This is a genomic window from Patulibacter ginsengiterrae (assembly GCF_056269115.1).
The window spans coordinates 48,719-68,746 of record NZ_JBWDOG010000004.1 but is presented as its reverse complement, the minus strand read 5'-3'; the positions used below and the strand labels follow the sequence as shown (position 1 = coordinate 68,746).

Below are 20,028 nucleotides of genomic sequence, written 5' to 3'. Positions count from 1 at the left end.
CGGGGCCGCGATGGCGGCCCGACCGGGCCGCCGCCCGACGGCCGGTCAGCAAGGCGCCGGGGGTCATCCGCTCCCGACGGTCACCGTCTTCGAGCGGCCGAGCACGGAGCCGTCGGCGGCGTGGGCCCGGACCGCCACCCGCTTGGGGCTGCCGCCGATCTGGATCCGGGTCTCGAAGCCCTGCCACGGGTTGCTGGCGACCGAGCTGAGCGACCCCGTCGCGGGTCCGGCGAGGACCTCCCACCAGGCGACGTCGGTGGCCCCGTTCCAGCTCACCCAGACGTCGGCCCCGCCGGTGCGGGTGGCGGCAGCGACCCGCGGCGGGGAGGCGGAGCGCCCGTTCCACGGCATCCGGTAGGCCCGGTACGAGTCGTAGCCGGCGGGCAGCCGGGCGTCGAACCGCAGCTCACCGCCGGGGCCGATCTCGGAGATCCGTCCCTGCGAGCCCCAGCCGACGAAGAGCGCGCCGTCCGACAGCAGCTGGGCGTCGCCCTGGGTCGCGCTGAACATCTTGTCCGGGGCACGGACGTCGCGCACGACCGTGGCGGTCTTCGCCCGAGGGTCGAGCGCGAGCGTGAGCACGCGGGTCCGCTTGCCGGCGGCCTCCGACGAGTTGTCGAAGATCCGGAGCGTGCCGTCGGGCTGGAGCCGCGCGTCGTGCTGGAGCCGGAAGGCGGCGCCCGGCCCGAGTCGGAAGTCGCTGTGGGTCCCGCCCAGGCGCCAGTCGATCCCGCCCGAGGCGCGGTCGATCCTGTAGACCGCCGAGGTCTGGCGGGCCGAGATCACCAGCGCCCCGGCACCGTCCTCGGTGACCGAGTTGACGTGGAAGTAGTCGTAGTAGCTGAAGCCCTTGGCGGGGCGGTCACGGACGCTCTCGCGGAGCCCGACGTGGTCGAGCGAGTGCCACTCGAAGATCACCAGGCCGGTCGCGACGTCGATCTCCTGGACGATCGAGTCGACGGCGACCCCCTTGCGGGCACCGCCGATCGAGGAGAGGTCGCGGCGGACTGGCTGGTAGATCGTGGTCAGCACGGTGCCACGGTCGGTCAGCAGGAACTCGTGGAGGTCGAGCGAGTAGCCGTTGCCACCGCGGACCCGTTCGATGACCTCGTAGCGCTGGTTGCGGATCACGCCCTCGCCGTGGCCCTGGCCGGCCGAGCTGGCGCCCTCCCAGGTCGTCAGGACCGGCTTGCCGCGGTAGCTCTGGACCCGGAAGTCGCCCGACGTGGTGCTGCCGGGCATCGGTTCGAAGTAGAGCAACCGGCCGTGCCCGTCGAGGATCATCGGGCCGCCCTGGCCCCGGCCGAGCTTCGGGGCCAGGAAGATCTTGCCGGGGGCGGCACCGGTCGGCGGGGTCCGGATCGCGATGCTCGGCGGTCGCAGGTCGGGGCGGCTGCGGAAGGCGCGGATCGGCTCGCGCGAACCCCGCTTGGTGTCGGCGGCCCGCGGCAGCGGGGAGCGTCGCGCGATCTTGAGCCGGTAGCGCCCGCGGGAGGCGCCGCGGAGCTTGAGCCCGGTGCGGACGCTGACCAGCTCGTCGGCGACGAACGGACGCTTCGGCACGAAGCTCGCGCCGCCGCCGTCGGGATGCGCACGGACCACGCCGCGGTGGCTGCCGCTGCGCGAGCCGCGGACCTCGACCCGCGAGAGCTGGCGGGCGGTCACGCCCCGGAAGCTCAGCTGGGTCTGGGGCGAGGCGACCGACGAGCCGGGTTGGGGGGAGACGGTGGCCGCCGCCGATGCCCCCGACGCGGAGGCCCCGAGGCCGAGGCCGGCCGCGACGACGGGGACGACGAGCGCGCGGACCGCCCGCCGTCGGTGGTGCTCCGCTGGACGCTCGGAGGACGGCTCGCGGCGGAGGGCCAACATGCGACCCACGCTAGTCCCCGGACGGTGGGCCATGTCGCGGTTCGCGGACGGGGGTCGACCGGACGACCGGTTGGCTCCGGCGAGGGTGCCGCCGCCGACGATCGCACGTCGCCGCTGGAACGGGCCGAGGCCGGATCTCACGTTCTCCGGTGCTCGCGCGTCCCACCGGGACGTGCCTGATCCCGAGCCCGCAGAGCCGGTCCGTCCCGCCGACCGCCCCGTCCGCCAAGGTCTACGGACGGTGACCGACGCCGACCCGGATACCGACCGCACCCCGCGCCGTCGTCGTCGCGTGCCGCTGCCGCCGTTCGAGACGGTCGTCGAGCGGCACGGGCCGGCGCTGCTGCGGTTCTGCGTCGCGCGGCTGGGCCCCGATCGCGGGGAGGAGTCGTTCCAGGAGACGCTGCTCGCCGCGCTCCGCCACTACGACGAGCTGCGCGATCCGGAGGCGGTCGGCGGCTGGCTGTTCGCGATCGCGCACCGCAAGGTCGTCGACACCGCTCGCAGCCGGGCACGGGCGCCGGTCCCCAGCGAGACGCTGGAGGAGCACGCCGCCGTCTGGCGCGACCCCGAGCCGACCGGCTCGATCTGGAGCCGGGTGGCCGAGCTGCCCCCGAAGCAGCGCGAGGCGGTCGGCCTCCGCTATCTCGCCGACCTCGCCCACGCCGACGTCGCCACGGCGATGGGGATCTCCGAGGCGGCCGCGCGCCGCAACGTCTTCGAGGGGCTCAAGCGACTCCGTCAGGATCTGGACCGGTGAGCCGCCGAGCCGCCCACCGCCCCCGACCTCACGAACCGACCGAAGCGGACCGTCCTACCACCATGCCCACCGACGACAGCCACGACGACGCCCGCCTCGAGCGGCTGCTGCGGTCGGCCGTCCCGCCGGCCGACGACGCGTGGGCGGCGATCCGCGGACGGTTCGCGGCTCGCGCGGCGGAGGACGGGCTCGTCGACGTCAGCTTCGAGGACCACGAGACCCCGCTCGGCCCGATCCGCCTCAGCGCGACCGCGACCGGGGTGGTCTACGTCGCGCTCCCGATCGAGGACGCCGACGCGGTCGTCGACCGGCTCGCCGAGCAGATCTCGACCCGGATCCTGCGCGGCAGCAGCCCGGTCCTGAGCGAGGCCCGCCGCGAGCTCGACGAGTACTTCGACGGCCGCCGCGAGGCGTTCGAGGTCCCGCTCGACTGGACGCTGAGCAAGGCGTTCCGGCGCGAGGTCCTGCGGGCGACCGCGCGGATCCCCTACGGCACCACCTCCTCCTACCGGGAGGTCGCGACCCTGGCCGGAAGCCCGAACGCGGTCCGTGCCGCCGGCACCGCGCTGGCGACCAACCCGCTGCCGATCCTCGTCCCCTGCCACCGCGTGCTCCGCACCGACGGGGCGCTCGGGCAGTACCGCGGCGGGGTGGCGGCCAAGACCCAGCTGCTCGAGCTCGAGCAGGCGGTCTGACCGTGGCCCGGGCGACCGACCAGCGCCAGCTCGCGCTGCCGGAGGGGAGCCCGGAGTCGCTCGTCCCGCGGCCGGCCGTCGAGGTCGCCCCGGGCGCGGTCCATGTCCCCGACTGGCTGACGATCGAGCAGCAGCGGGAGCTGGTCGTGGCCTGCCGCGGCTGGGCGCGGGGGCCGGCGCCGATGCGCCACACCCGGCTGCCCGGCGGCGGCACGATGTCGGTCCAGACCGTCTGCCTCGGCTGGCACTGGCAGCCGTACCGCTACACGCGGACCGCGGAGGACCTCGGCGGGCTGCCGGTGGCACCGTTCCCCGACTGGCTGGCCGACCTCGGCCGACGGGCGCTGGTCGACGCCTACGGCGACCCGGCCGCCGGCGACGGCTACGCGCCCGACGCGGCGCTGATCAACTTCTACGACGCCGACGCCAAGATGGGCCTGCACCAGGACAAGGACGAGCGGAGCTCCGCACCGGTCGTCTCGCTGAGCATCGGCGAGAGCTGCCTCTTCCGGCTCGGCAACAGCCACGACCGCGGCGCCCCGTACACCGACGTCGAGCTGCGCTCCGGCGACCTCTTCGTCTTCGGCGGTCCGTCGCGGTTCGCCTACCACGGCGTCCCGCGACGGATCCGCTCCGGGACCGTGCCGCCGGCGACCGGTCTGACCGCCGGGCGGCTGAACCTGACGCTGCGGGTGACCGGACTCGAGTGAGGGCCTCAGCCGGCGGTGGTGCGCTCCGCGGCCGGCTGCCCCGACTGGACCTGCCCCGAGAACAGGTCGATCAGCTGCGGCCACGCCCCGGCCGGCAGATCGTGGCCGAGGCCCTTGATCGTCTCGAGCCGGGCGCCCCGGATCGCGGCCGCCGTCGCGGCGCCGCCGCTGGGGTGGACCATCTGGTCGCGGTCGCCGTGGATCACCAGCGTCGGCGCGCTGACCGCGGCCAGCTCGCGGGTCCGATCGCGCGACTTGAAGATCGCCGCCAGCTGACGCGAGACCCCGGCGGCCGAGTGGCCGCGCTCCCACGCCTGCTCGGCCCGGGCGCGGGTCCCAGCCTCGTCGAACGGGAAGCCGCTCGACGCGATGTGGCGGTAGATCCGCACGTTCGCCTCGATCGCGGCGGCCCGCCCGCGCGGCGGACGGCGGGCCATCAGGCCCCAGGTCGAGAGCGCCGGACGGCCGATCTTGCGGGCACCCGTCGTCGACATGATCGACGTCAGGCTGAGGACCATCTCCGGGTTCCGGGCGGCCAGGGTCTGGCCGATCATCCCGCCCATCGACATCCCGACGACGTGGGCCGCGGGCAGCTCGAGCGCCCGCAGCAGCCCGGCCGTGTCCCGGGTCATGTCGGCCAGCGTGTACTGCTCGGGACGCCAGCGGTGGGTGACGAAGCTGGACGAGGCCGGGGGCGACGTGGCGATCGTGGTCGAGCGCCCGACGTCGCGGTTGTCGAACCGGATCACGAACGCGCCGCGCTCGGCGAGGCCACGGCAGAGCTCGGTCGGCCAGGCGAGCAGCTGCTGGCCGAGGCCGGCGATCAGCAGCAGCGGCGGGTCGCTCGGATTGCCGAACGTCTCGTAGCAGAGGCTGATCCCGCCGCCGACGTCGACCAGCTGCTCGTTCGGGCTCATGCTGCTGCTCCGGCCGTGGCGTGGGTGACGGGACAGGCGGCGGCCTCGACCTCCGGTGCCGCCGCGCGGTCCTCGCTGAGCGGCCGCGGCCGCCGGCGCATCACGGCCAGGCCGCCGCGGGCGGGGGCGAACGCGACGCCGCGGAAGTTCCACGCCTCGTCGCGGTCGTTGGTGGGGACGAAGTCGAGCCGGTCGACCAGCGTGCGCAGGACGACGTCCATCTCGACGTGGGCGAACGAGGCCCCGACGCAGCGCCGGACCCCACCGCCGAACGGCACCCACGAGTAGGTCTCGGGGCGGCGGCCGACGAAGCGCTCGGGCTCGAAGCTCGCGGCGCGCGGGAAGAAGCGGTCGTCGGCGTGGACGGCGAGGCCGTCGATGATGATCGCGGTGTCCGGGGGCAGCAGCCAGGGGCCGAGCTCGAACGGCTCGACGACCGTCCGCATCGTCGCGCCGATCACGGGCCGGGTCCGCTGGATCTCGCGGATCGTCGCGTCGCGGTAGTCGCGGCCGCCCGTGGCGATCTCCTCGCCCAGCCGGCGCAGGGCCTGCGGGTGGCGGCGCAGCCGCTCGACCGCCCACGCGAGCGTGCCGGCGGTGGTCTCGTGGCCGGCGGCCAGCAGGGTCAGCAGCTCGTCGGCGATGTCGCTGTCGGTCATCGACGTGCCGTCCTCGTAGCTCGCCTGGACCAGCAGCGCGAGGATGTCCGAGCGCTCGGACAGCGCGGGATCGCGGCGGGCGGCGGTGATCAGCGCACCGACGTGGGCGTCGTACTCCCGGCGGTAGGCGAGGAACCGGCCCCAGGGGCTCCAGCGGCCGAGGTCGCGCTGGAGGAAGGTCAGCGAGGAGAGCCGCGAGCCGAGCTCGACGAACGGCGGGAACAGCTTGCGGAGGTGGTCGAACTCGGCCCCACCGGCCCCGAAGACGGCGCGGATGATCGCGTTGAGCGTGATCCGGTTCATCGGCTCGAGCGTCCGGAACGACTCGCCCTCGGGCCAGCTGGCGATCTCCCGCAGGGTCTCCTCCTCGAAGATCTGCTCGTAGCTCTGCATCCGCTCGCCGTGGAGCGGCGGCAGCAGCAGCTTGCGCTCGCGGAGGTGGCGGCCCTCGTCCATCGCGAAGACCGAGCCCTCGCCGAGCACGGCCCGCAGCGGGTTGCGCTCGCCGGCGTGGAGGACGTGCGGCTTGGCGGTGAACGTCTGCTTGATCAGGTCGGGGTCGGAGATCACCACCGCAGTGCCGATCCCGAGCAGCCGGAGGGTGACGGCATCGCCGTGGCGGCGGTGAGCCCGCTGCAGCGTGCGCGACCACGAGGCCAGGAGCATCAGCCCCTGAACCACCGCGGGGGCCTTCGGGCCGGGCGGCATACGGAATCCATCAGCGCTGGTCATCCGGGCTTCTCCCTGTGGTGACGTCGTCGGACGAACGGCCGGACGCAGCGGCTGCGAACACACCGTCGAACCGAAGGGTACACCAGCGTACCGTTCGATACCAGCGGTAGTAACCGGCGACCCCGGAGGTCGACGGCGACGCCCCGCCGGACGTGGTGCCGGAGCGGGGGTGCTGCGTCGGGTCCTCCACACCGACGCTCAACCGACTAGCGGTGGATCCAGGCTCAGTCGCCGGCGAGGTCCCGCGGGGCGTCCGCCATCGCGACCAGCCGCATCATCCAGACGACGATCGCGCGGCTCTCGCTCGGTCGGCGGCCGTGCTCGAACTGGTGCAGGGTCAGCTCGCGGAGGCTGCCCGAGACCATCACCGAGACCTCGAACGGGATCGGGCCGAGCGCGGGGTCGGCCCGCCGCAGCTCGGTCGCGAGGCTGTGGATCAGCTCGGCCGTCATCTGGCCGCGGGCGACGGCGGTGCCCTGGCCGCGCTCGCCGGTCAGGTGGTACTCCTGCCAGTAGCTGCGGCTGAGCGCGGGATCCTCCTCGAGCTTGGCCAGGTAGCCGCCGACGGCGCGGTCGATCCGCTCCTCGACCGTGCCGCCAGTCGTCGCCGCCTCGCGGGCCTCGGCGAGGATCTCGTCGCCGAGCCGGTTCATCAGCTCCAGGTAGCAGTCGATCAGGTCGTCGAAGTGCTGGTAGAAGGTCCGGCGCGAGACCCGCGCCGCCTTCACCACCTCGGCGACGGTCGACCCCCGCAGCCCGTGCGCGCGGACCGCGTCGGCCATCCCGTCGAGGAGTCGCCGGTGGTGCTCGAGGTACTGCTCCGACGGTTGCTCGGGGGTCACGGCCACGGGGGCAGGCTGCCAGATCGCGCGGGGTCCCGGGGGTCGGCAGGTTCCCGGGGGTCGCAGGCGGCGCGTCACGCGCGCGAGCTGGGATCCCCGCGACGCGCAGAGGAACCTGCCCGGAGCGCCGCGCGTCGCGCCTGGCGTCGGAGCACGGGCGACGAGCAGCACCGCACCAGGACGAGGTGTCCGGCGGGCGGGCCTCCCGGGCAGATATCTCCCCCGTCCCGACGGGCGCTCTCCCCTTGCGCGGGGCGGGGGCCGCCGTACGGTGAGCCCATGACGGAACGGCTCGCAGCCTCCCCGGATCCCGCCCCGCCCGCCCCGCTCGACCAGCGCTCGGATGAGCGGCTGCGGGCCCACTACCTGGTGGAGCGCGAGTTGGCCGATCGCCTGCGCGAGGCCGGGGCAGACGAGCGGACGAGGCTCTACGCCGAGGTCTACGAGGAGCTCTACGCGCGGGTGCCCGACCATCCGCAGCTGACCGCCAAGGTCGACCCCTCCCAGCGGATGCGGGAGGTGGCGCGCCAGGCGCAGATCCTGGAGCGCTTCACGGGACCGGCTGCGACCGTGATGGAGATCGGCGCCGGCGACTGCGCGCTCTCCCGCCGGCTGGCCGAGCGGGCCGCGAAGGTGATCGCCGTGGATGTCTCGTCGACGGTCACGGGCGGCGAGGACCGCCCGGCCAACGTCGAGCTGCGACTGATCGACGGTTGCACGATCCCGGCCGAGCCGGGAAGCGTCGACCTGGCCTTCAGCGACCAGCTGCTGGAGCACCTCCACCCTGAGGACGCGGCGACCCAGGCGCGCGACATCGCCCGGGCGTTGCGCAGCGGCGGCGCCTACGTCTGCGTCACGCCGTCGCGCCTGACCGGCCCCCACGACATCTCGCAGCTCTACGACGACGTGCCGCGCGGCTTCCACCTGAAGGAGTACGGGACGGGGGACGTCGCGGCGCTGCTGCGGGAGGCCGGCTTCGCCCGTGTCCGCGTCCTGATCGTCGCCCGCGGCCGGGCGTGGGCGGTCCCCTCCGGCCCGCTGATCGCCGTCGAGCGCCTGCTCGACGCGCTGCCCGGCCGCAGCGGCCACTGGCTGGCCCGCACGACGCCGCTGCGCAAGCTGCTGGGCACGACCATCTCGTACGTGCCGTAGGCGGCGGCGCGAGCGCCCTGGCCGAGCGGCTCGACCGCTACCGCTCCGCGCGCCACGCGGCTCGGACTCGCGGCGTGTGGTGGCCCCTGAAACGGCGCGATCCCCGTCGGTGACGGGGATCGCATCAGGTGGAGCCTAGGGGGATCGAACCCCTGACCTCCTGCTTGCAAAGCAGGCGCTCTCCCAGCTGAGCTAAGGCCCCGTACCTCAAGGCTACCGCGGTTGGGGTGGTTCCGCAGCCCCGGACGAGAATGCCCGGAAACGCAATCGCGGCGCTAGGGTGCGGCGATGAGCGAGCTGCCGTACGTCGACCCGCGGCGGACGCTGTCGCGGACCGCTCGCGGGTACGCGGCGGTGCTGCGCACCCCGCCGGGGCGGTGGCTGGCGATCAACGTGGCGTCCCGCGTCGACCCGTGGCTGCTGCGCAAGAGCGGCGGTCGGGTCGGGATGGCGCTGATGCTGCCGTCGGCGCTGATCACCACCACCGGCGCCCGCAGCGGCCAGCAGCGGGAGAATCCGGTCCTCTACTTCCACGACGGCGACGACGTGGTCGTGATCGCCTCCAGCTTCGGGCGCGACCGCCATCCGGCCTGGTTCCACAACCTCAAAGCGCAGCCCGAGGTCCGCCTCGGCACCGCCGGGCACGGGCGGCCGATGCGCGCCGAGGAGGTCACCGACCCGGCCGAGGTCGCGCGGCTCTGGGACCTCGCCGACCGGATCTATCCGCCCTACGCCGACTACCGGCGCCGCACGGCTGCCGTCGGGCGGCGGATCCCGATCGTCCGCCTGACCGCGGTCTGATCAGGCGCGCGACGGCTCCCCGGGGCCCTCGGAAAACGCCTGCATCACGCGGGAAAATATAAAGATCCTGTTCGGTCGGTTAGTTCTCGGTCGTCCCGGACATATACGTCGTATGAGCCCCGTGTCCCCGCCGAGCGAGCCCGTGGCCCCGTTCCACGACCTCGCTCGGCGTGCGCGGCTCGAGGGGCTGTACGAGGATCACGCCGCCGCGGTCCACGGCTACGCGCTCCGGCGGGTCGGCGACGCGCACGCGCGGGAGGTGCTGGTCGAGACCTTCGTGCTCGCCTGGCGTCGGCTCGACGACGTCCCCGGGGACGCGCTGCCGTGGCTCTACACGACGGCCCGGCTCGTCGCCAGCACCGTGCCGGGGGTCGGCTTCGTCGATCGCGGGGCGACGGACGATGAGCGCCGCGGCTTCCGGGCGCTGTCCGCGCTCCGGCCGAACGACCGCGAGGCGCTCCTGCTCGTCTCCTGGGAACGGCTCGAGCCGAGCCGTGCGGCCGCCGCGCTGGCCTGCTCCCGCGGCGCCTTCCGCGCCCGTGCCCGTCGCGGCCGGCGCGCCCTCGCCCGCCCCGCCTGGGACCTGAACCCGGCGCCCGACCTCGTACCCGCCCCACCGATCGAACTGCTCCGCTCACGGCTCGACGACGAGCCGATCGTCACCCGCGTCCGACCGGGCCGCCGCTCGTCGCGCGCCGCCCGGGCCACGCCGGTGGCGGACGCGCCGCCCGTCCGGCTCCGCTCCTCGATCTTCTGAGTCGGATGTCCGGCGCCGACCACGGCGGAGGCACGGCGCGACCGGGGTTCGGGCAGGTCACGCGCCGCGGCTGCGGGTCGGCGGACCTGGGGGTCGGGGGTTGGGCCGTGCGGGGGCCGTCCGGGCGGCCGGACCAGGGGGCCGGGGCGACGCAGGGCCCAGGGCTTCGGCCGGACGACGAGCGCGACCGCTCGGCCTGCGCTCCGCCCGCGGCGTCCCCGCGGGGCAACGGCCCACCGCGGGCATCGCGGTCGTCCTGCCGTCACCGGTTCCGCTGACCGGATCGCGGCGGCCGCCGGCCGGTCCCCGCGCCTGGGCTCTGGTGGGCGCTGACCGGATCCGGTCGGCTCAGGTCGGCGGGTCGGGCTCCCAGCTCGGTCCGGTCTGCTCGTCGACCCGCAACAGCAGGGTGCGCAGCTGCTCGCGCTCGGCCGGATCGAGGCCCTCGAACAGTCGCTCCTCGATCGCCGTCACCGCGGCGTCGGCGGTGGCCCGGCGCTCGAGGCCGTCGCCGGTGATCTCGACGATGTGACGGCGACGGTCGGCGGGGTCGCGCCTCCGCGTCACCAGGCCGTCGTCCTCCAGTGCGTTGAGCAGCAGGACGAGCGTGCTCGGGTCCATCTCCAGCTCCTCGCCCAGGACCTGCTGGCTGATCGGCCCGCGGGTGCGGAGGACCAGCAGCGCGTGGGCTGAGCGCGGCGTGAGCGCGACCGGCGCGAGGGCGTCGGTGATCCAGCGGCCCGCCACCCGCCCGACCTTGTGGAGCAGGAAGCCGGGGCTGGTGAACCGGCTCTCCGGGGTCAGCGGCGGGGCCGGGGTCGCGGGCGTCGAGGGCTGGGACACGGACCCCGAGCCTATCTCGTGGTCGGGGTCAGAAGATCATTGAGAGACCTCAATAGTCGACATGACTCAAGTGTTCTGCTATAAACCCGGAAACCGGATCGGAATTACAACTTAGCAGCGCCGCGGGGCGCTGCCGAGCGGGCAAGACGACCGGGACGACCTCTCCATCTCCTTCCGCCGAACCCCACGGAGCGACACGCATGACGACCACGCGCATCGGGATCCACCCCTACAACACCTCGCTCTTCATGCTGTCACGGCGCGGCACCCTCGAGGCGACCCTCCCGGACGTCCGCTGGGTCTCCGTCTCCGGGACCGACACCGGCCGCGCCCTGCGGGAGGACGAGATCGACTTCACCGGGACCGGCTCGACGCCGCCGCTGGCCGCGCTCGCCGACGGGGCCGACGTCGTCTACGCCGCGATCAGCGAGCCGCGCCCCGAGCACGGCGCGCTGGTCGTCCGCGAGGATTCGCCGATCCGCTCGCTGGCCGACCTCCGCGGGAAGCGGATCGGCCTCGGGATCGGCTCGTACCAGAGCACCCTGCTCGCCTTCGCGCTCGACCGCGTCGGTCTGACCTGGCAGGACGTCGAGGCCGTCTCCGGCAACGGCCGCCCCGGCGCCGAGGCGTTCCGGAGCGGCGAGCTCGACGCCTGGATCGGCGGCGACCCGCACCTGGCCGAGGTTCAGCGGACGGTCGAGGTCCGCCAGCTGGTCGACACCGACGAGCTGATCTCCAACCGCTCGGTCTGGTTCGCCCGCCGCGACTTCGCCCGCGAGCGGCCGGAGGCGTTCGACGCGATCGTCGCCGCGCTCCAGGAGACCGACGACTGGATCGCGGCCAACCCACGCGCGGCCGCCGCGCTGCTCGCCCGCGAGCTCGACGGCGACCACTCCGTCGATGCCGTCGACTCGCTCGAGGCCGCGCTGGTCCGGCGCCCCTGGGGGCTGCACCCGCTGACCGACGAGTACGTCGCGGAGCAGCAGGCCTCGGCCGATCTGCTCCACCGCAACGGCCAGCTGGCCCGCCCGATCGTGGTCGCCGACGCGGTCGTCCCCGCGATCGGCGAACGGGTCGCCGCGCTGCCCCCGATCGCCACCCGCAGCCGGTAACGCTGATGTCGTCCGAGTTCCTCTGGTACATCGTCGCGCCCGACGGGCGCTTCCCGTGGGAGCCCGAGGGCACCCGCGCGACCGACTTCGAGCACCTCAAGCAGATCGCCTCGGCGGTCGACCGGCTCGGCTACACCGGCGCGCTGCTCGCGACCGGCCTCCACGACGTCTGGGTCCTGGGCAGCGCGCTGGCGCCGTTCACCGAGCGGATGCGGTTCCTGCTCGCCGTCCACCCGGGCCTGATCTCGCCGACGCTGCTGGCCAAGATGGCCTTCAGCTTCGACGACCTGCACGGCGGACGGCTGCTCTTCAACGTCGTCAACGGCGACACGCGGAGCTTCCGCCAGCAGGGCCTGTTCGTCGAGCACGACGACCGCTACGCGCTCAGCGCCGAGTACTGGACGGTCGTCAAGCGGCTGCTCCAGGGGGAGACGTTCGACTTCCACGGCGAGCACATCCGCGTCGAGGGAGCCGGATCGGGCCTCGGCTTCCGCCCGATCCAGCAGCCGCACCCACCGCTCTGGTTCGGGGGCTCGTCGGAGGCCGGCCTCCAGATGGCCGCCAGCCACATCGACCGCTACCTCTCGTGGGGCGAGCCGCCGGCCCAGCTGGCGGAGAAGATCGCCCGGCTGCGCTCGCTCGCGGAGGCCCGCGGGCGCGAGATCAAGTTCGGCCTGCGGGTCCACCTGATCGCCCGCGATACCGACGCCGAGGCCTGGCGCGAGGCCGACCACCTGCTCACCTCCACGAGCAAGAAGACCCTCGACCGGATGGACGCGATCTCGCGCGGGGCCGATTCGGTCGGCCAGCAGCGCCAGTACGAGCACCACCAGGGCCGGCTGCCCGACCGCGCCCGCGACCTCGAGATCTCGCCCAACCTGTGGCCGGGCATGAGCCTCTTGCGGCCGGGACCGGGGACCGCCCTGGTCGGCAGCCACGAGCACATCGTCGAGCGGCTGCAGGAGTACGAGGCGCTCGGGATCGACACCTTCATCGTCTCGGGCTACCCGCTGCTCGAGGAGGCCTACCACGTGGCCGAGACCATCCTCCCGGCGATGAACGCGCGGCCGCCGGCACCGGTCGTCGACCGCCGCACCCAGCCGAACCTCTCGGACACGGTCCCCGACGCCAGCCCCGCCTCCGCGCCGACCCCGGCGGCGATCGCGTGAGCGCCACCGACCACGCGGCCACGGTCGCCGCCGCGACGCCCGGCGGCCCCACCGAGCTGTGGTTCACCCGCTGCCCGGTGCCGACCGCGACCAGCATCGCCTACGACCAGGGCTGGCTGGGCGAGGAGTTCGCCGCCGACGGGATCGGGATCGCCTCGCTCCAGGACGAGCGCGGCGCGGGCCTGCGGGAGAGCCACTTCACCCACGACCTGCCGACCCTGATCCGCGAGGGCGGCAACGTCCCGGCGCTCTGGGCGCGGTCGCGGGGGACGGCCACGCGGCTGATCGGGCTCACCTGGGTCGACGAGTACCAGGCGATCCTGGCCGCTCCCGGTAGCTCGATCAGCAGCCCGATCGGGCTCGCCGGTCAGCGGCTGGCGCTGCCCGACCGCGGCGGCTCGATCGACTTCTGGCGGGCGATGGCGCTGCGCGGCCACCACGCGGCGCTGGCCGTCGCGGGCCTCCACCCCGACGACGTGCGCTACGTCGACGTGCCCGGGCCGACCGCCTCGGTCCGGCGCGCGGACGGGACGATCGACCACTACGCGACCGAGATCGAGGCGCTGCGGGCGGGGACGGTCGAGGCGATCTACGTCAAGGGCGCGCCGGGTCTCGACGCCGCCCGTCGGCTCGGCGGCGTCGAGGTGATCGACCTCGGCGCCCACCCGGACCCGGCCGTCCGGATCAACAACGGGACCCCGCGCCCGATCACCGTCGACGAGCGTCTGCTGCACGAGCACGGCGATCTCGTCGCCCGCTTCCTCGGGGTCCTCACCCGCACGGCCGACTGGGCGAGCACCCGGCCCGAGCGGGTCGCGGAGATCGTCACCGCCGAGACCGGCGCCCGCGGCGTCACCAGCGCCTACCGCGAGCTCCACCGGCACCTCGACATCGACCTCTCGCCCGATCGCGTCGCCGCGCTGATCGACCAGAAGGACTTCCTCCTGACCCACGGCTTCCTCGACGGTGACGTCGACGTCGAGGCCTGGATCGCCCCCGAACCCCTCGCCGCCAGCCGCGGCGCACGAAGGACCGACCGATGACCCGTCGCCTGCGACTCCCGCTTGGAACCTGCTTCAGGCTGATCGGCCGCCTGGGACGGCCGTTGACGCATCGCCGGACCGGCACCCGGACCCTCAGTCAGACAACCAGTCTGGCTCTCGGGTCCCGGTCACCGGCCGGCTCGGTCAACGACCACCCCAGACAGCCACTGATCCTGAAACAGGTTCTCAGCCTCCTGGCCACCGCCGCCCTCGCCCTCGGCCTCAGCGCCTGCGGCGGGTCGGACGACAAGGACACCAGCACCGCGGTGGCCGCCACGACCAACGCCGCCAAGGACACGGCCACCGTCCGGATCGCCCTGACCGGCTACTTCGACCCGCTGGCGCTGGGCAAGGCCGACGGCTCGATCCAGAAGGCGGTCGAGGCGACCGGGTCGAAGGTCACCTTCTCCGCTCCGCTCGGCGCCTTCGCCCCGGTCGCCCAGGCCCTCAACGCCGAAGCCCTCGACATCGGCGTCGGCAGCATCACCTCGGGGATCGGCGGCCTCGTCGGCAAGCCCGGCTTCAAGGTCTTCGGCTTCCAGTCCGCCAACCAGGTCGACGAGGGGATCCTGGTGCCGAAGGACAGCAAGATCCGGACGGTCAAGGAGCTCGCCGGCCACACGGTCGCGATCAACAAGGGCGGGACCGGCGAGTACCTGCTGCGCAAGGCGCTCGACGAGAACGGCGTCTCGATCGACAAGGTCAAGCTCCAGTACCTGCCGCCGCCGCAGGCCGCCCCGGCCTTCGCCACCGGCAAGCTCGACGCCTGGGCGACCTGGGGCAACTTCTCCGGGACTGCCCGCTCCAAGTACGGCGCCCGCTTCATCGCGACCGGCGGCCAGCTGAAGTCGCAGAACGACGTGATCCTGGTGGTCGCCAACGGCTTCCTCGAGAAGCACCCGGCGCTGGTCCGGACGGTCTTCGACGCCGCCCGCGCCGAGAGCGAGAAGGTCCGCAAGGACCCCGCCGCGGCGACCGCGCTCGGCAACCGCACGGCCAAGCTCGATCCCGAGGTCGCCGCGCTCCAGACCGCGTCCTACGAGACCCAGCCGCTGGTCGAGCCGATCGGCAAGGCCGACGTCGAGCGCTTCCAGGGCGTCGCCGACTTCTTCCAGGAGACCGGCGTGATCCCGACCCGCCCCGACATCGCCAAGAGCGTCGTCGACGTCCGGACCCTGCCGGCCGCGACCCGCTGAGCGGCAGCACCCGATGGCGACCGTCAGCATCACGGGGAACGGCGGCAATCGCCCGCTGGAGGTCGTCGTCGGCCCCGGGGTCGGGCCGTCGCACGGCGCGGCCCGGCGGGCCTGGGCGGCGGTCTGGCGGTCGCGCTGGATCCGGCTGGTCGGGCCGCTGCTGCTGCTCGCGGCCTGGCAGCTGGCGACCGTCTGGGGCGACGTCTCGGAGACCACCCTCGCGCCGCCGACCGTGGTCCTCGGCACCGCCTGGGACCTGATCGCCAGCGGCGAGCTGCCCGAGGCCCTGCTCGTCTCGCTGCGGCGGGTCGCGCTCGGACTGCTGATCGGCGTCTCGGCCGGGACGGCGCTGGCGCTGCTCTCGGGGCTGTTCCGGGTCGGCGAGCGGCTGGTCGACCCGCTGATGCACATGTTCCGCACGATGCCGGCGCTGGCGCTGGTGCCGCTCTTCATCCTCTGGTTCGGGGTCGACGAGACGCCGAAGGTGCTGCTGGTCGCGTCGAGCGTGACCTTCCCGATCTACCTCAACCTCTACGCCGGGATCCGCGACGTCGACCCGCGGCTGGTCGAGGCCGGACGGGTCTTCGGGCTCGGCCGGATCGGGCTGATCCGCGACGTGATCCTGCCCAGCGCGCTGCCCTCGTGGCTGGTCGGGCTGCGGTTCTCGCTCGGGATCGCCTGGATCGTGCTGGTCGCGAGCGAGCAGATCAACGCCTCGTCGGGGATCGGCTTCCTGATGACCAACGCCCAGAACCTGCTCCAGACCGACGTGATCCTCGTCGGGCTGCTGGTCTACAGCCTGCTCGGCGTGGCCTCCGACCTGATCGTCCGACTGCTCGAAAGGTGGGCCCTGTCATGGCGACGCGGCTTCGAGTCCCTGTAGATCCGGCGAGCCTGGCGGCGGTCGCGGCCGAGCCGGCGGTGGTGATCGAGGGCTACGGGCGCCGCTTCGCGGGGCGGACCGTCGTCGAGCACGTCGACCTGACGATCGCCGACGGCGAGGTCGTCGCCCTGCTCGGCGCCAGCGGCTCGGGCAAGAGCACGCTGCTGCGGGCGCTGGCCGGGCTCGACCCGGAGGCGGACGGACGGGTGCTCGTGCCGGCCGAGCGCGCGGTCGTCTTCCAGGACCACCGGCTGCTGCCGTGGAAGAAGGTCTGGCGCAATGTCCTGATCGGGCTGTCGGGGCGAACCCGGGCCGACGCGCTCACAGCGCTGGAGGAGGTCGGGATCGCCGGCCGCGCCGACGCCTGGCCGGCGACGCTCTCGGGCGGCGAGTCGCAGCGGGTCGCGCTGGCGCGGGCGTTCATCCGCAGCCCGCGGCTGCTGCTGCTCGACGAGCCGTTCGGGGCGCTCGACGCCCTGACCCGGATCCGGATGCACGTGCTGCTGCGGCAGCTCTGCGAGCGGCACGCGCCGGCCGCGCTGATCGTCACCCACGACGTCGACGAGGCGATCGCGCTCGCCGACCGGCTGCTGGTCCTGCGCGACGGCCGGATCGCCTACGACGAGCGGATCACGCTCGACGCCGGCCGCCGGCGGAGCGATCCGGGCGTCGTCGCGTTGCGGCAGCGGCTGCTGGGGGAGCTGGGCGTCTGACTCAGGCGAGCCGGCTCCGCCAGCGCAGTCCGAGCCCGACCCCGACCAGCAGCACGATCAGCGCGCCCCCGGCGAAGGCGGCGCCGATCTCGCGCTGCTTGGACTCGGTCGCGACCCGCGTCCCGACCTGCTTGTAGACCTGATCGAGCTCGCCGGCGTCGTCGACGGCGAAGGTCTGGCCGCCCGAGATCCGGGCGATCTCGGCCATCGTCTTCGGATCGGGCGGGACCGAGAGCTGCTGGCCGTTGATCACGACCGTCCCGGCGTCGGTCCCCAGCGACACGGTGTAGATCGGGATGCCGTCGCGCTTGGCCTGCTGGGCCACGGCGAGCGGGTCCTCGCCGTCGCTCGTCGCGCCGTCCGAGAGCAGCAGGATCGCCCCCGAGGGGCGGGCACCGGGAAGCGCCGTGCTGGAGGCGCGCTCCTCCTTGAGCGCCTGCAGCGCGACCCGCAGCGCGTCGCCGGTCGCGGTCGCGCCGTCGGCCTGGAGCCCGTTCAGGGCATCGCGGACGACCTGGCGATCGGTCGTCGGCTGCTGGATCGTGTGGGGTGACGTCGAGTACCCGACCAGGCCGACGCGGGTCTGCGGCGGGACCCGGCCGAGCAGCTCCAGTGCGGCGCTGCGGGCCGCGTCGATCCGGGTCGGCTGGACGTCGGTCGCCTGCATCGAGCCCGAGGCGTCGGTCACGAGCACCACCGAGGAACGATCGGTCGGCACCGAGACGGTGACCTCCGGCCGGGCGACGGCGAACGCCATCAGGGCGAGCGCGGCGCCGAGCAGCGCCGCCGGCAGCCAGCGCCGGTATTGGGGCTGCCCGACGGCGATCGTCCGCAGCGTCGCCACGGCCGGCATCCGGATCGCGTACCGGCGATTGCGGCGGCGGCCGGCGTGCACGGCCAGCGCCCCGAGCGGGAGGAGCAGCAGCAGGAGCAGCAAGAGCGGGGTCGCGAAGCTCATCGCGACGCTCCCGACCGCTCGCGCGACGATCGGCCGGCGCGGACGGCGAGGCTCATCGCAGGCCCCGTCCGAGGTCGCGCAGCCAGTCGCCCTCGGTCGACAGCGCCACGTGCCGCGCGCGAACCCGGCGCAGGGCGTCGTCGATCGCCGCGCTGCGCTGCGCCTCGGCCTCGGTGAAGGCCGCGCGCAGGCGCGGGGAGGAGGTGTCGACCTCGATCTCGTCCCCGGTCTCGGGGTCGACCATCGCCACCAGCCCGGCGTCGGGCAGCGCGCGCTCGCGCGGATCGAAGATCTCGGTGACGACCAGCCGGTGCCGCCGGCCGAGCATCGCCAGCGGCCGCTCCCAGGCGGAACCGTCGCGCAGGTCGGAGACGATCACCACCATCCCGGGCCGGCGGGCGACGCGGTGGAGGCGCCGCAGCGCGTCGGCCAGCTGCTCGGGGTCGGGCGTGCCGTCGGCCGCGACGCCCTCGCTCAGGACCCGCTCGATCGCGCCGAGCGCGGGGCGGCCCCCGGCGGGCGGCAGCAGCACTCCGTGCGACGTCGGCGTGCCCCAGCGCAGCAGCGCGACCCGGCCGGCGCGGCGGATCCCGATCCGCGAGAAGACCCGGACGACGCCCTCGGCGACGTCCGACTTCAGCCGGTCGGCGGTCCCGAACGCCATCGACGCCGAGACGTCGAAGACGATCCAGGTCGTCAGCGTGCGCTCGGGGACGTGCAGCCGGACGTGTGGCTCGCCGGTGCGGGCGGTCGCCGCCGGGTCGAGGTGACGGACGTCGTCGCCCTCGACGTACGGGCGCAGCTGGCTCAGCTCGGTCCCGCCACCGAGCCCGGGGGCCAGGTGGTCGCCCGGCAGCAGGCCGCTGCTGCGACGCGCCAGCGTCAGCTCCAGCGAGGCGACGCCGGGGCCGTCCACCCGCCCCGGCCCCTGCCGTCCGGGGGGATCGATCAGGGTGCCCGACACGCTCGTCCTCAGGCCGCGGCCGCCGCGCCGATGGCGTCGGTCGGCTCGTCGGAGCGAAGCGAGCCGCCGTGCGTCGACCCGACGGCGTGCAGCACGGAGCGCAGCACGTCGTCCGCGGTCAGACCGTCGGCGTGGGCTTCGTAGGAGAGCACCAGCCGGTGACGCAGGACGTCGGCAGCGAGGTCGCGGACGTCGCGGATCGTCACGTAGTCGCGCCCGCGCAGGACCGCGAGGGCCTGGCCGACCTGGATCAGGCCGATCGGTCCGCGCGGGCTGGCGCCGACCTCGATCGCCGAGGCCAGCTCGGGCAGCCCGTAGCGCTCCGGATGACGGGTCGCGTCGGCCAGCTGCACGGCGAACTGGACGACCCGGGTGTCGGCGTGGGCGGTCTGGACCGTCGCCCGGTGCTCCAGCAGCCGCTCGGGGGTCAGGATCTGACGGACGTCGGGGCTGCCCTCGACGGCCTGGTGGACGACCGCCGCCTCGTCGGCCATGCTCGGGTAGTCGACGATGACCTTCAGCAGGAAGCGGTCGATCTGGGCCTCGGGCAGCGGGTACGTGCCCTCCGACTCGATCGGGTTCTGGGTCGCCAGGACGAGGAACGGGTCGGGCATCCGGAAGCTGTCGCCGCCGAGCGTCACCTGCCGCTCCTGCATGACCTCGAGCAGCGCCGACTGGACCTTCGCCGGGGCACGGTTGATCTCGTCCGCCAGCAGCAGGTTGCCGAAGACCGGGCCGAGCTGGGTCTCGAAGGTCCCGGTGTCCGGACGCCAGATCCGCGTGCCGACGAGGTCGGCCGGGACCAGGTCGGGGGTGAACTGGACGCGCCGGAAGCTGCCGCCGAGGACCGTCGCGAGGGTCTTGACCGTCAACGTCTTGGCCAGGCCGGGAACTCCCTCCAGCAGCACGTGGCCGCCGGTCAGCAGCGCGACGAGCACGCGCTCGAGCATCGCGTCCTGCCCGATCACGATCCGCTTGACCTCATGCAGGACGGCCTCGAGATCGCGCGAGGCCAGCTGGATCGCGTCCGACGGCTCCGACCCGCGCGGCGTTGCCGTACCGGGCGCGACGACGGTCGGCGGCTCGGGAGCGGCGACGGGCGGCGGCACGGCGGACGGGCTACCGGTCGCGGGCAGGGGATCGAACGGCGGGTCGTCGGGCGTCGGGGTCATGGGCGGTCTCCGGCGGAGCGGGGCGAACGGTCAGGAAGAAGCTGGTGTCCTGAGTCGGAAGTTCGTCGTGCCTTGCCGGCG

General features: G+C 74.1%; 20 protein-coding genes and 1 tRNA gene. 12 read left to right on the top strand and 9 right to left on the bottom strand.

Annotated elements, in window-relative coordinates; all coding sequences use genetic code 11:
* Positions 1-63: 63 nt before the first annotated feature.
* The gene (locus ACVUH9_RS08245; RefSeq protein ID WP_475755769.1) at positions 64-1,869 is read right to left on the bottom strand and encodes an arylsulfotransferase family protein; all 1,806 of its coding nucleotides are present in this window, start codon (positions 1,867-1,869) and stop codon (positions 64-66) included.
* Between the two features lie 241 nt (positions 1,870-2,110).
* Here ACVUH9_RS08245 and ACVUH9_RS08240 point away from each other — a divergent pair, with 241 nt between their 5' ends.
* The 3 genes from ACVUH9_RS08240 to ACVUH9_RS08230 all read left to right on the top strand — a co-directional run bounded on the left by ACVUH9_RS08240 (position 2,111) and on the right by ACVUH9_RS08230 (position 4,034).
* Positions 2,111-2,629, top strand: coding sequence for an RNA polymerase sigma factor (locus ACVUH9_RS08240; protein WP_475755768.1), 519 nt, complete (start codon positions 2,111-2,113; stop codon positions 2,627-2,629).
* Positions 2,630-2,691: 62 nt separating this feature from the next.
* A complete protein-coding gene (locus ACVUH9_RS08235) occupies positions 2,692-3,324 on the top strand; it encodes a methylated-DNA--[protein]-cysteine S-methyltransferase (protein WP_475755766.1) in 633 nt (210 codons plus the stop codon).
* 35 nt (positions 3,325-3,359) lie between these two features.
* Positions 3,360-4,034, top strand: coding sequence for an alpha-ketoglutarate-dependent dioxygenase AlkB family protein (locus ACVUH9_RS08230; RefSeq protein WP_475756110.1), 675 nt, complete (start codon positions 3,360-3,362; stop codon positions 4,032-4,034).
* Between the two features lie 5 nt (positions 4,035-4,039).
* On the opposite strand, the gene ACVUH9_RS08225 is transcribed toward ACVUH9_RS08230, so the two are convergent.
* The 3 genes from ACVUH9_RS08225 to ACVUH9_RS08215 form a co-directional block, all read right to left on the bottom strand.
* Complete coding sequence (locus ACVUH9_RS08225; protein ID WP_475755763.1) at positions 4,040-4,951, bottom strand: alpha/beta fold hydrolase; 912 nt, start codon at positions 4,949-4,951, stop codon at positions 4,040-4,042.
* Positions 4,948-6,342: a cytochrome P450 gene (locus ACVUH9_RS08220; RefSeq protein WP_475755762.1), complete on the bottom strand. Its 1,395-nt coding sequence runs from the start codon at positions 6,340-6,342 to the stop codon at positions 4,948-4,950. Before ACVUH9_RS08220 ends, ACVUH9_RS08225 begins: the two co-directional genes overlap by 4 nt.
* A gap of 224 nt (positions 6,343-6,566) precedes the next feature.
* A complete protein-coding gene (locus ACVUH9_RS08215; RefSeq protein ID WP_475755760.1) occupies positions 6,567-7,190 on the bottom strand; it encodes a TetR/AcrR family transcriptional regulator in 624 nt (207 codons plus the stop codon).
* Between the two features lie 273 nt (positions 7,191-7,463).
* Between ACVUH9_RS08215 and ACVUH9_RS08210 the strand changes: the two genes are divergently transcribed.
* Positions 7,464-8,336 carry a class I SAM-dependent methyltransferase gene (locus tag ACVUH9_RS08210; RefSeq protein WP_475755758.1) on the top strand — a complete coding sequence of 291 codons (873 nt, stop codon included), beginning with the start codon at positions 7,464-7,466 and terminating at the stop codon, positions 8,334-8,336.
* 129 nt (positions 8,337-8,465) lie between these two features.
* Here the strand turns inward: ACVUH9_RS08210 and ACVUH9_RS08205 are convergent.
* Positions 8,466-8,538, bottom strand: a tRNA-Ala gene (locus ACVUH9_RS08205).
* An 86-nt stretch (positions 8,539-8,624) separates the two neighbouring features.
* Here ACVUH9_RS08205 and ACVUH9_RS08200 point away from each other — a divergent pair.
* Positions 8,625-9,137 (top strand): nitroreductase/quinone reductase family protein, encoded by a 513-nt coding sequence (locus ACVUH9_RS08200; RefSeq protein ID WP_475755756.1) that lies wholly within the window; start codon positions 8,625-8,627, stop codon positions 9,135-9,137.
* Between the two features lie 121 nt (positions 9,138-9,258).
* Complete coding sequence (locus tag ACVUH9_RS08195; protein WP_475755754.1) at positions 9,259-9,894, top strand: RNA polymerase sigma factor; 636 nt, start codon at positions 9,259-9,261, stop codon at positions 9,892-9,894.
* 348 nt (positions 9,895-10,242) lie between these two features.
* On the opposite strand, the gene ACVUH9_RS08190 is transcribed toward ACVUH9_RS08195, so the two are convergent.
* Complete coding sequence (locus ACVUH9_RS08190; RefSeq protein WP_475755752.1) at positions 10,243-10,737, bottom strand: MarR family winged helix-turn-helix transcriptional regulator; 495 nt, start codon at positions 10,735-10,737, stop codon at positions 10,243-10,245.
* A 200-nt stretch (positions 10,738-10,937) separates the two neighbouring features.
* Between ACVUH9_RS08190 and ACVUH9_RS08185 the strand changes: the two genes are divergently transcribed.
* The 6 genes from ACVUH9_RS08185 to ACVUH9_RS08160 all read left to right on the top strand — a co-directional run bounded on the left by ACVUH9_RS08185 (position 10,938) and on the right by ACVUH9_RS08160 (position 16,853).
* Entirely contained in the window at positions 10,938-11,849 is a 912-nt protein-coding gene (locus tag ACVUH9_RS08185) for an ABC transporter substrate-binding protein (RefSeq protein ID WP_475755750.1), read from the top strand.
* Between the two features lie 5 nt (positions 11,850-11,854).
* Positions 11,855-13,018 (top strand): LLM class flavin-dependent oxidoreductase, encoded by a 1,164-nt coding sequence (locus ACVUH9_RS08180; protein WP_475755748.1) that lies wholly within the window; start codon positions 11,855-11,857, stop codon positions 13,016-13,018.
* Positions 13,015-14,061 carry an ABC transporter substrate-binding protein gene (locus ACVUH9_RS08175; RefSeq protein WP_475755746.1) on the top strand — a complete coding sequence of 349 codons (1,047 nt, stop codon included), beginning with the start codon at positions 13,015-13,017 and terminating at the stop codon, positions 14,059-14,061. Before ACVUH9_RS08180 ends, ACVUH9_RS08175 begins: the two co-directional genes overlap by 4 nt.
* Positions 14,062-14,327: 266 nt before the next feature.
* Entirely contained in the window at positions 14,328-15,257 is a 930-nt protein-coding gene (locus ACVUH9_RS08170; protein ID WP_475755744.1) for an ABC transporter substrate-binding protein, read from the top strand.
* 13 nt (positions 15,258-15,270) lie between these two features.
* Positions 15,271-16,140 (top strand): ABC transporter permease, encoded by an 870-nt coding sequence (locus ACVUH9_RS08165; RefSeq protein WP_475755742.1) that lies wholly within the window; start codon positions 15,271-15,273, stop codon positions 16,138-16,140.
* Entirely contained in the window at positions 16,113-16,853 is a 741-nt protein-coding gene (locus ACVUH9_RS08160; RefSeq protein ID WP_475755740.1) for an ABC transporter ATP-binding protein, read from the top strand. Before ACVUH9_RS08165 ends, ACVUH9_RS08160 begins: the two co-directional genes overlap by 28 nt.
* 1 nt (position 16,854) lies before the next feature.
* Here ACVUH9_RS08160 and ACVUH9_RS08155 read toward each other — a convergent pair whose 3' ends face one another.
* From ACVUH9_RS08155 to ACVUH9_RS08145, 3 genes are read right to left on the bottom strand one after another with little or no spacing between them, the layout of a single operon-like run.
* Positions 16,855-17,811 (bottom strand): VWA domain-containing protein, encoded by a 957-nt coding sequence (locus ACVUH9_RS08155; RefSeq protein WP_475755739.1) that lies wholly within the window; start codon positions 17,809-17,811, stop codon positions 16,855-16,857.
* 52 nt (positions 17,812-17,863) lie between these two features.
* Positions 17,864-18,775: a DUF58 domain-containing protein gene (locus ACVUH9_RS08150; protein WP_475755737.1), complete on the bottom strand. Its 912-nt coding sequence runs from the start codon at positions 18,773-18,775 to the stop codon at positions 17,864-17,866.
* Positions 18,776-18,783: 8 nt separating this feature from the next.
* On the bottom strand, positions 18,784-19,947 hold the full coding sequence (locus ACVUH9_RS08145) for an AAA family ATPase (protein ID WP_475755735.1): 1,164 nt from the start codon (positions 19,945-19,947) through the stop codon (positions 18,784-18,786).
* Positions 19,948-20,028: the final 81 nt, after the last annotated feature.

What these genes read in the sequence shown, in the direction of transcription:
- ACVUH9_RS08180 (WP_475755748.1), top strand. Translation starts at nt 11,855, where the DNA reads ATGTCGTCCGAGTTCCTCTGGTACATCGTCGCGCCCGACGGGCGCTTC.
- ACVUH9_RS08155 (WP_475755739.1), bottom strand. Translation starts at nt 17,811, where the DNA reads ATGAGCTTCGCGACCCCGCTCTTGCTGCTCCTGCTGCTGCTCCTCCCG.
- ACVUH9_RS08235 (WP_475755766.1), top strand. Translation starts at nt 2,692, where the DNA reads ATGCCCACCGACGACAGCCACGACGACGCCCGCCTCGAGCGGCTGCTG.
- ACVUH9_RS08225 (WP_475755763.1), bottom strand. Translation starts at nt 4,951, where the DNA reads ATGAGCCCGAACGAGCAGCTGGTCGACGTCGGCGGCGGGATCAGCCTC.
- ACVUH9_RS08145 (WP_475755735.1), bottom strand. Translation starts at nt 19,947, where the DNA reads ATGACCCCGACGCCCGACGACCCGCCGTTCGATCCCCTGCCCGCGACC.
- ACVUH9_RS08165 (WP_475755742.1), top strand. Translation starts at nt 15,271, where the DNA reads ATGGCGACCGTCAGCATCACGGGGAACGGCGGCAATCGCCCGCTGGAG.
- ACVUH9_RS08210 (WP_475755758.1), top strand. Translation starts at nt 7,464, where the DNA reads ATGACGGAACGGCTCGCAGCCTCCCCGGATCCCGCCCCGCCCGCCCCG.
- ACVUH9_RS08160 (WP_475755740.1), top strand. Translation starts at nt 16,113, where the DNA reads ATGGCGACGCGGCTTCGAGTCCCTGTAGATCCGGCGAGCCTGGCGGCG.
- ACVUH9_RS08245 (WP_475755769.1), bottom strand. Translation starts at nt 1,869, where the DNA reads ATGTTGGCCCTCCGCCGCGAGCCGTCCTCCGAGCGTCCAGCGGAGCAC.
- ACVUH9_RS08185 (WP_475755750.1), top strand. Translation starts at nt 10,938, where the DNA reads ATGACGACCACGCGCATCGGGATCCACCCCTACAACACCTCGCTCTTC.
- ACVUH9_RS08200 (WP_475755756.1), top strand. Translation starts at nt 8,625, where the DNA reads ATGAGCGAGCTGCCGTACGTCGACCCGCGGCGGACGCTGTCGCGGACC.
- ACVUH9_RS08220 (WP_475755762.1), bottom strand. Translation starts at nt 6,342, where the DNA reads ATGACCAGCGCTGATGGATTCCGTATGCCGCCCGGCCCGAAGGCCCCC.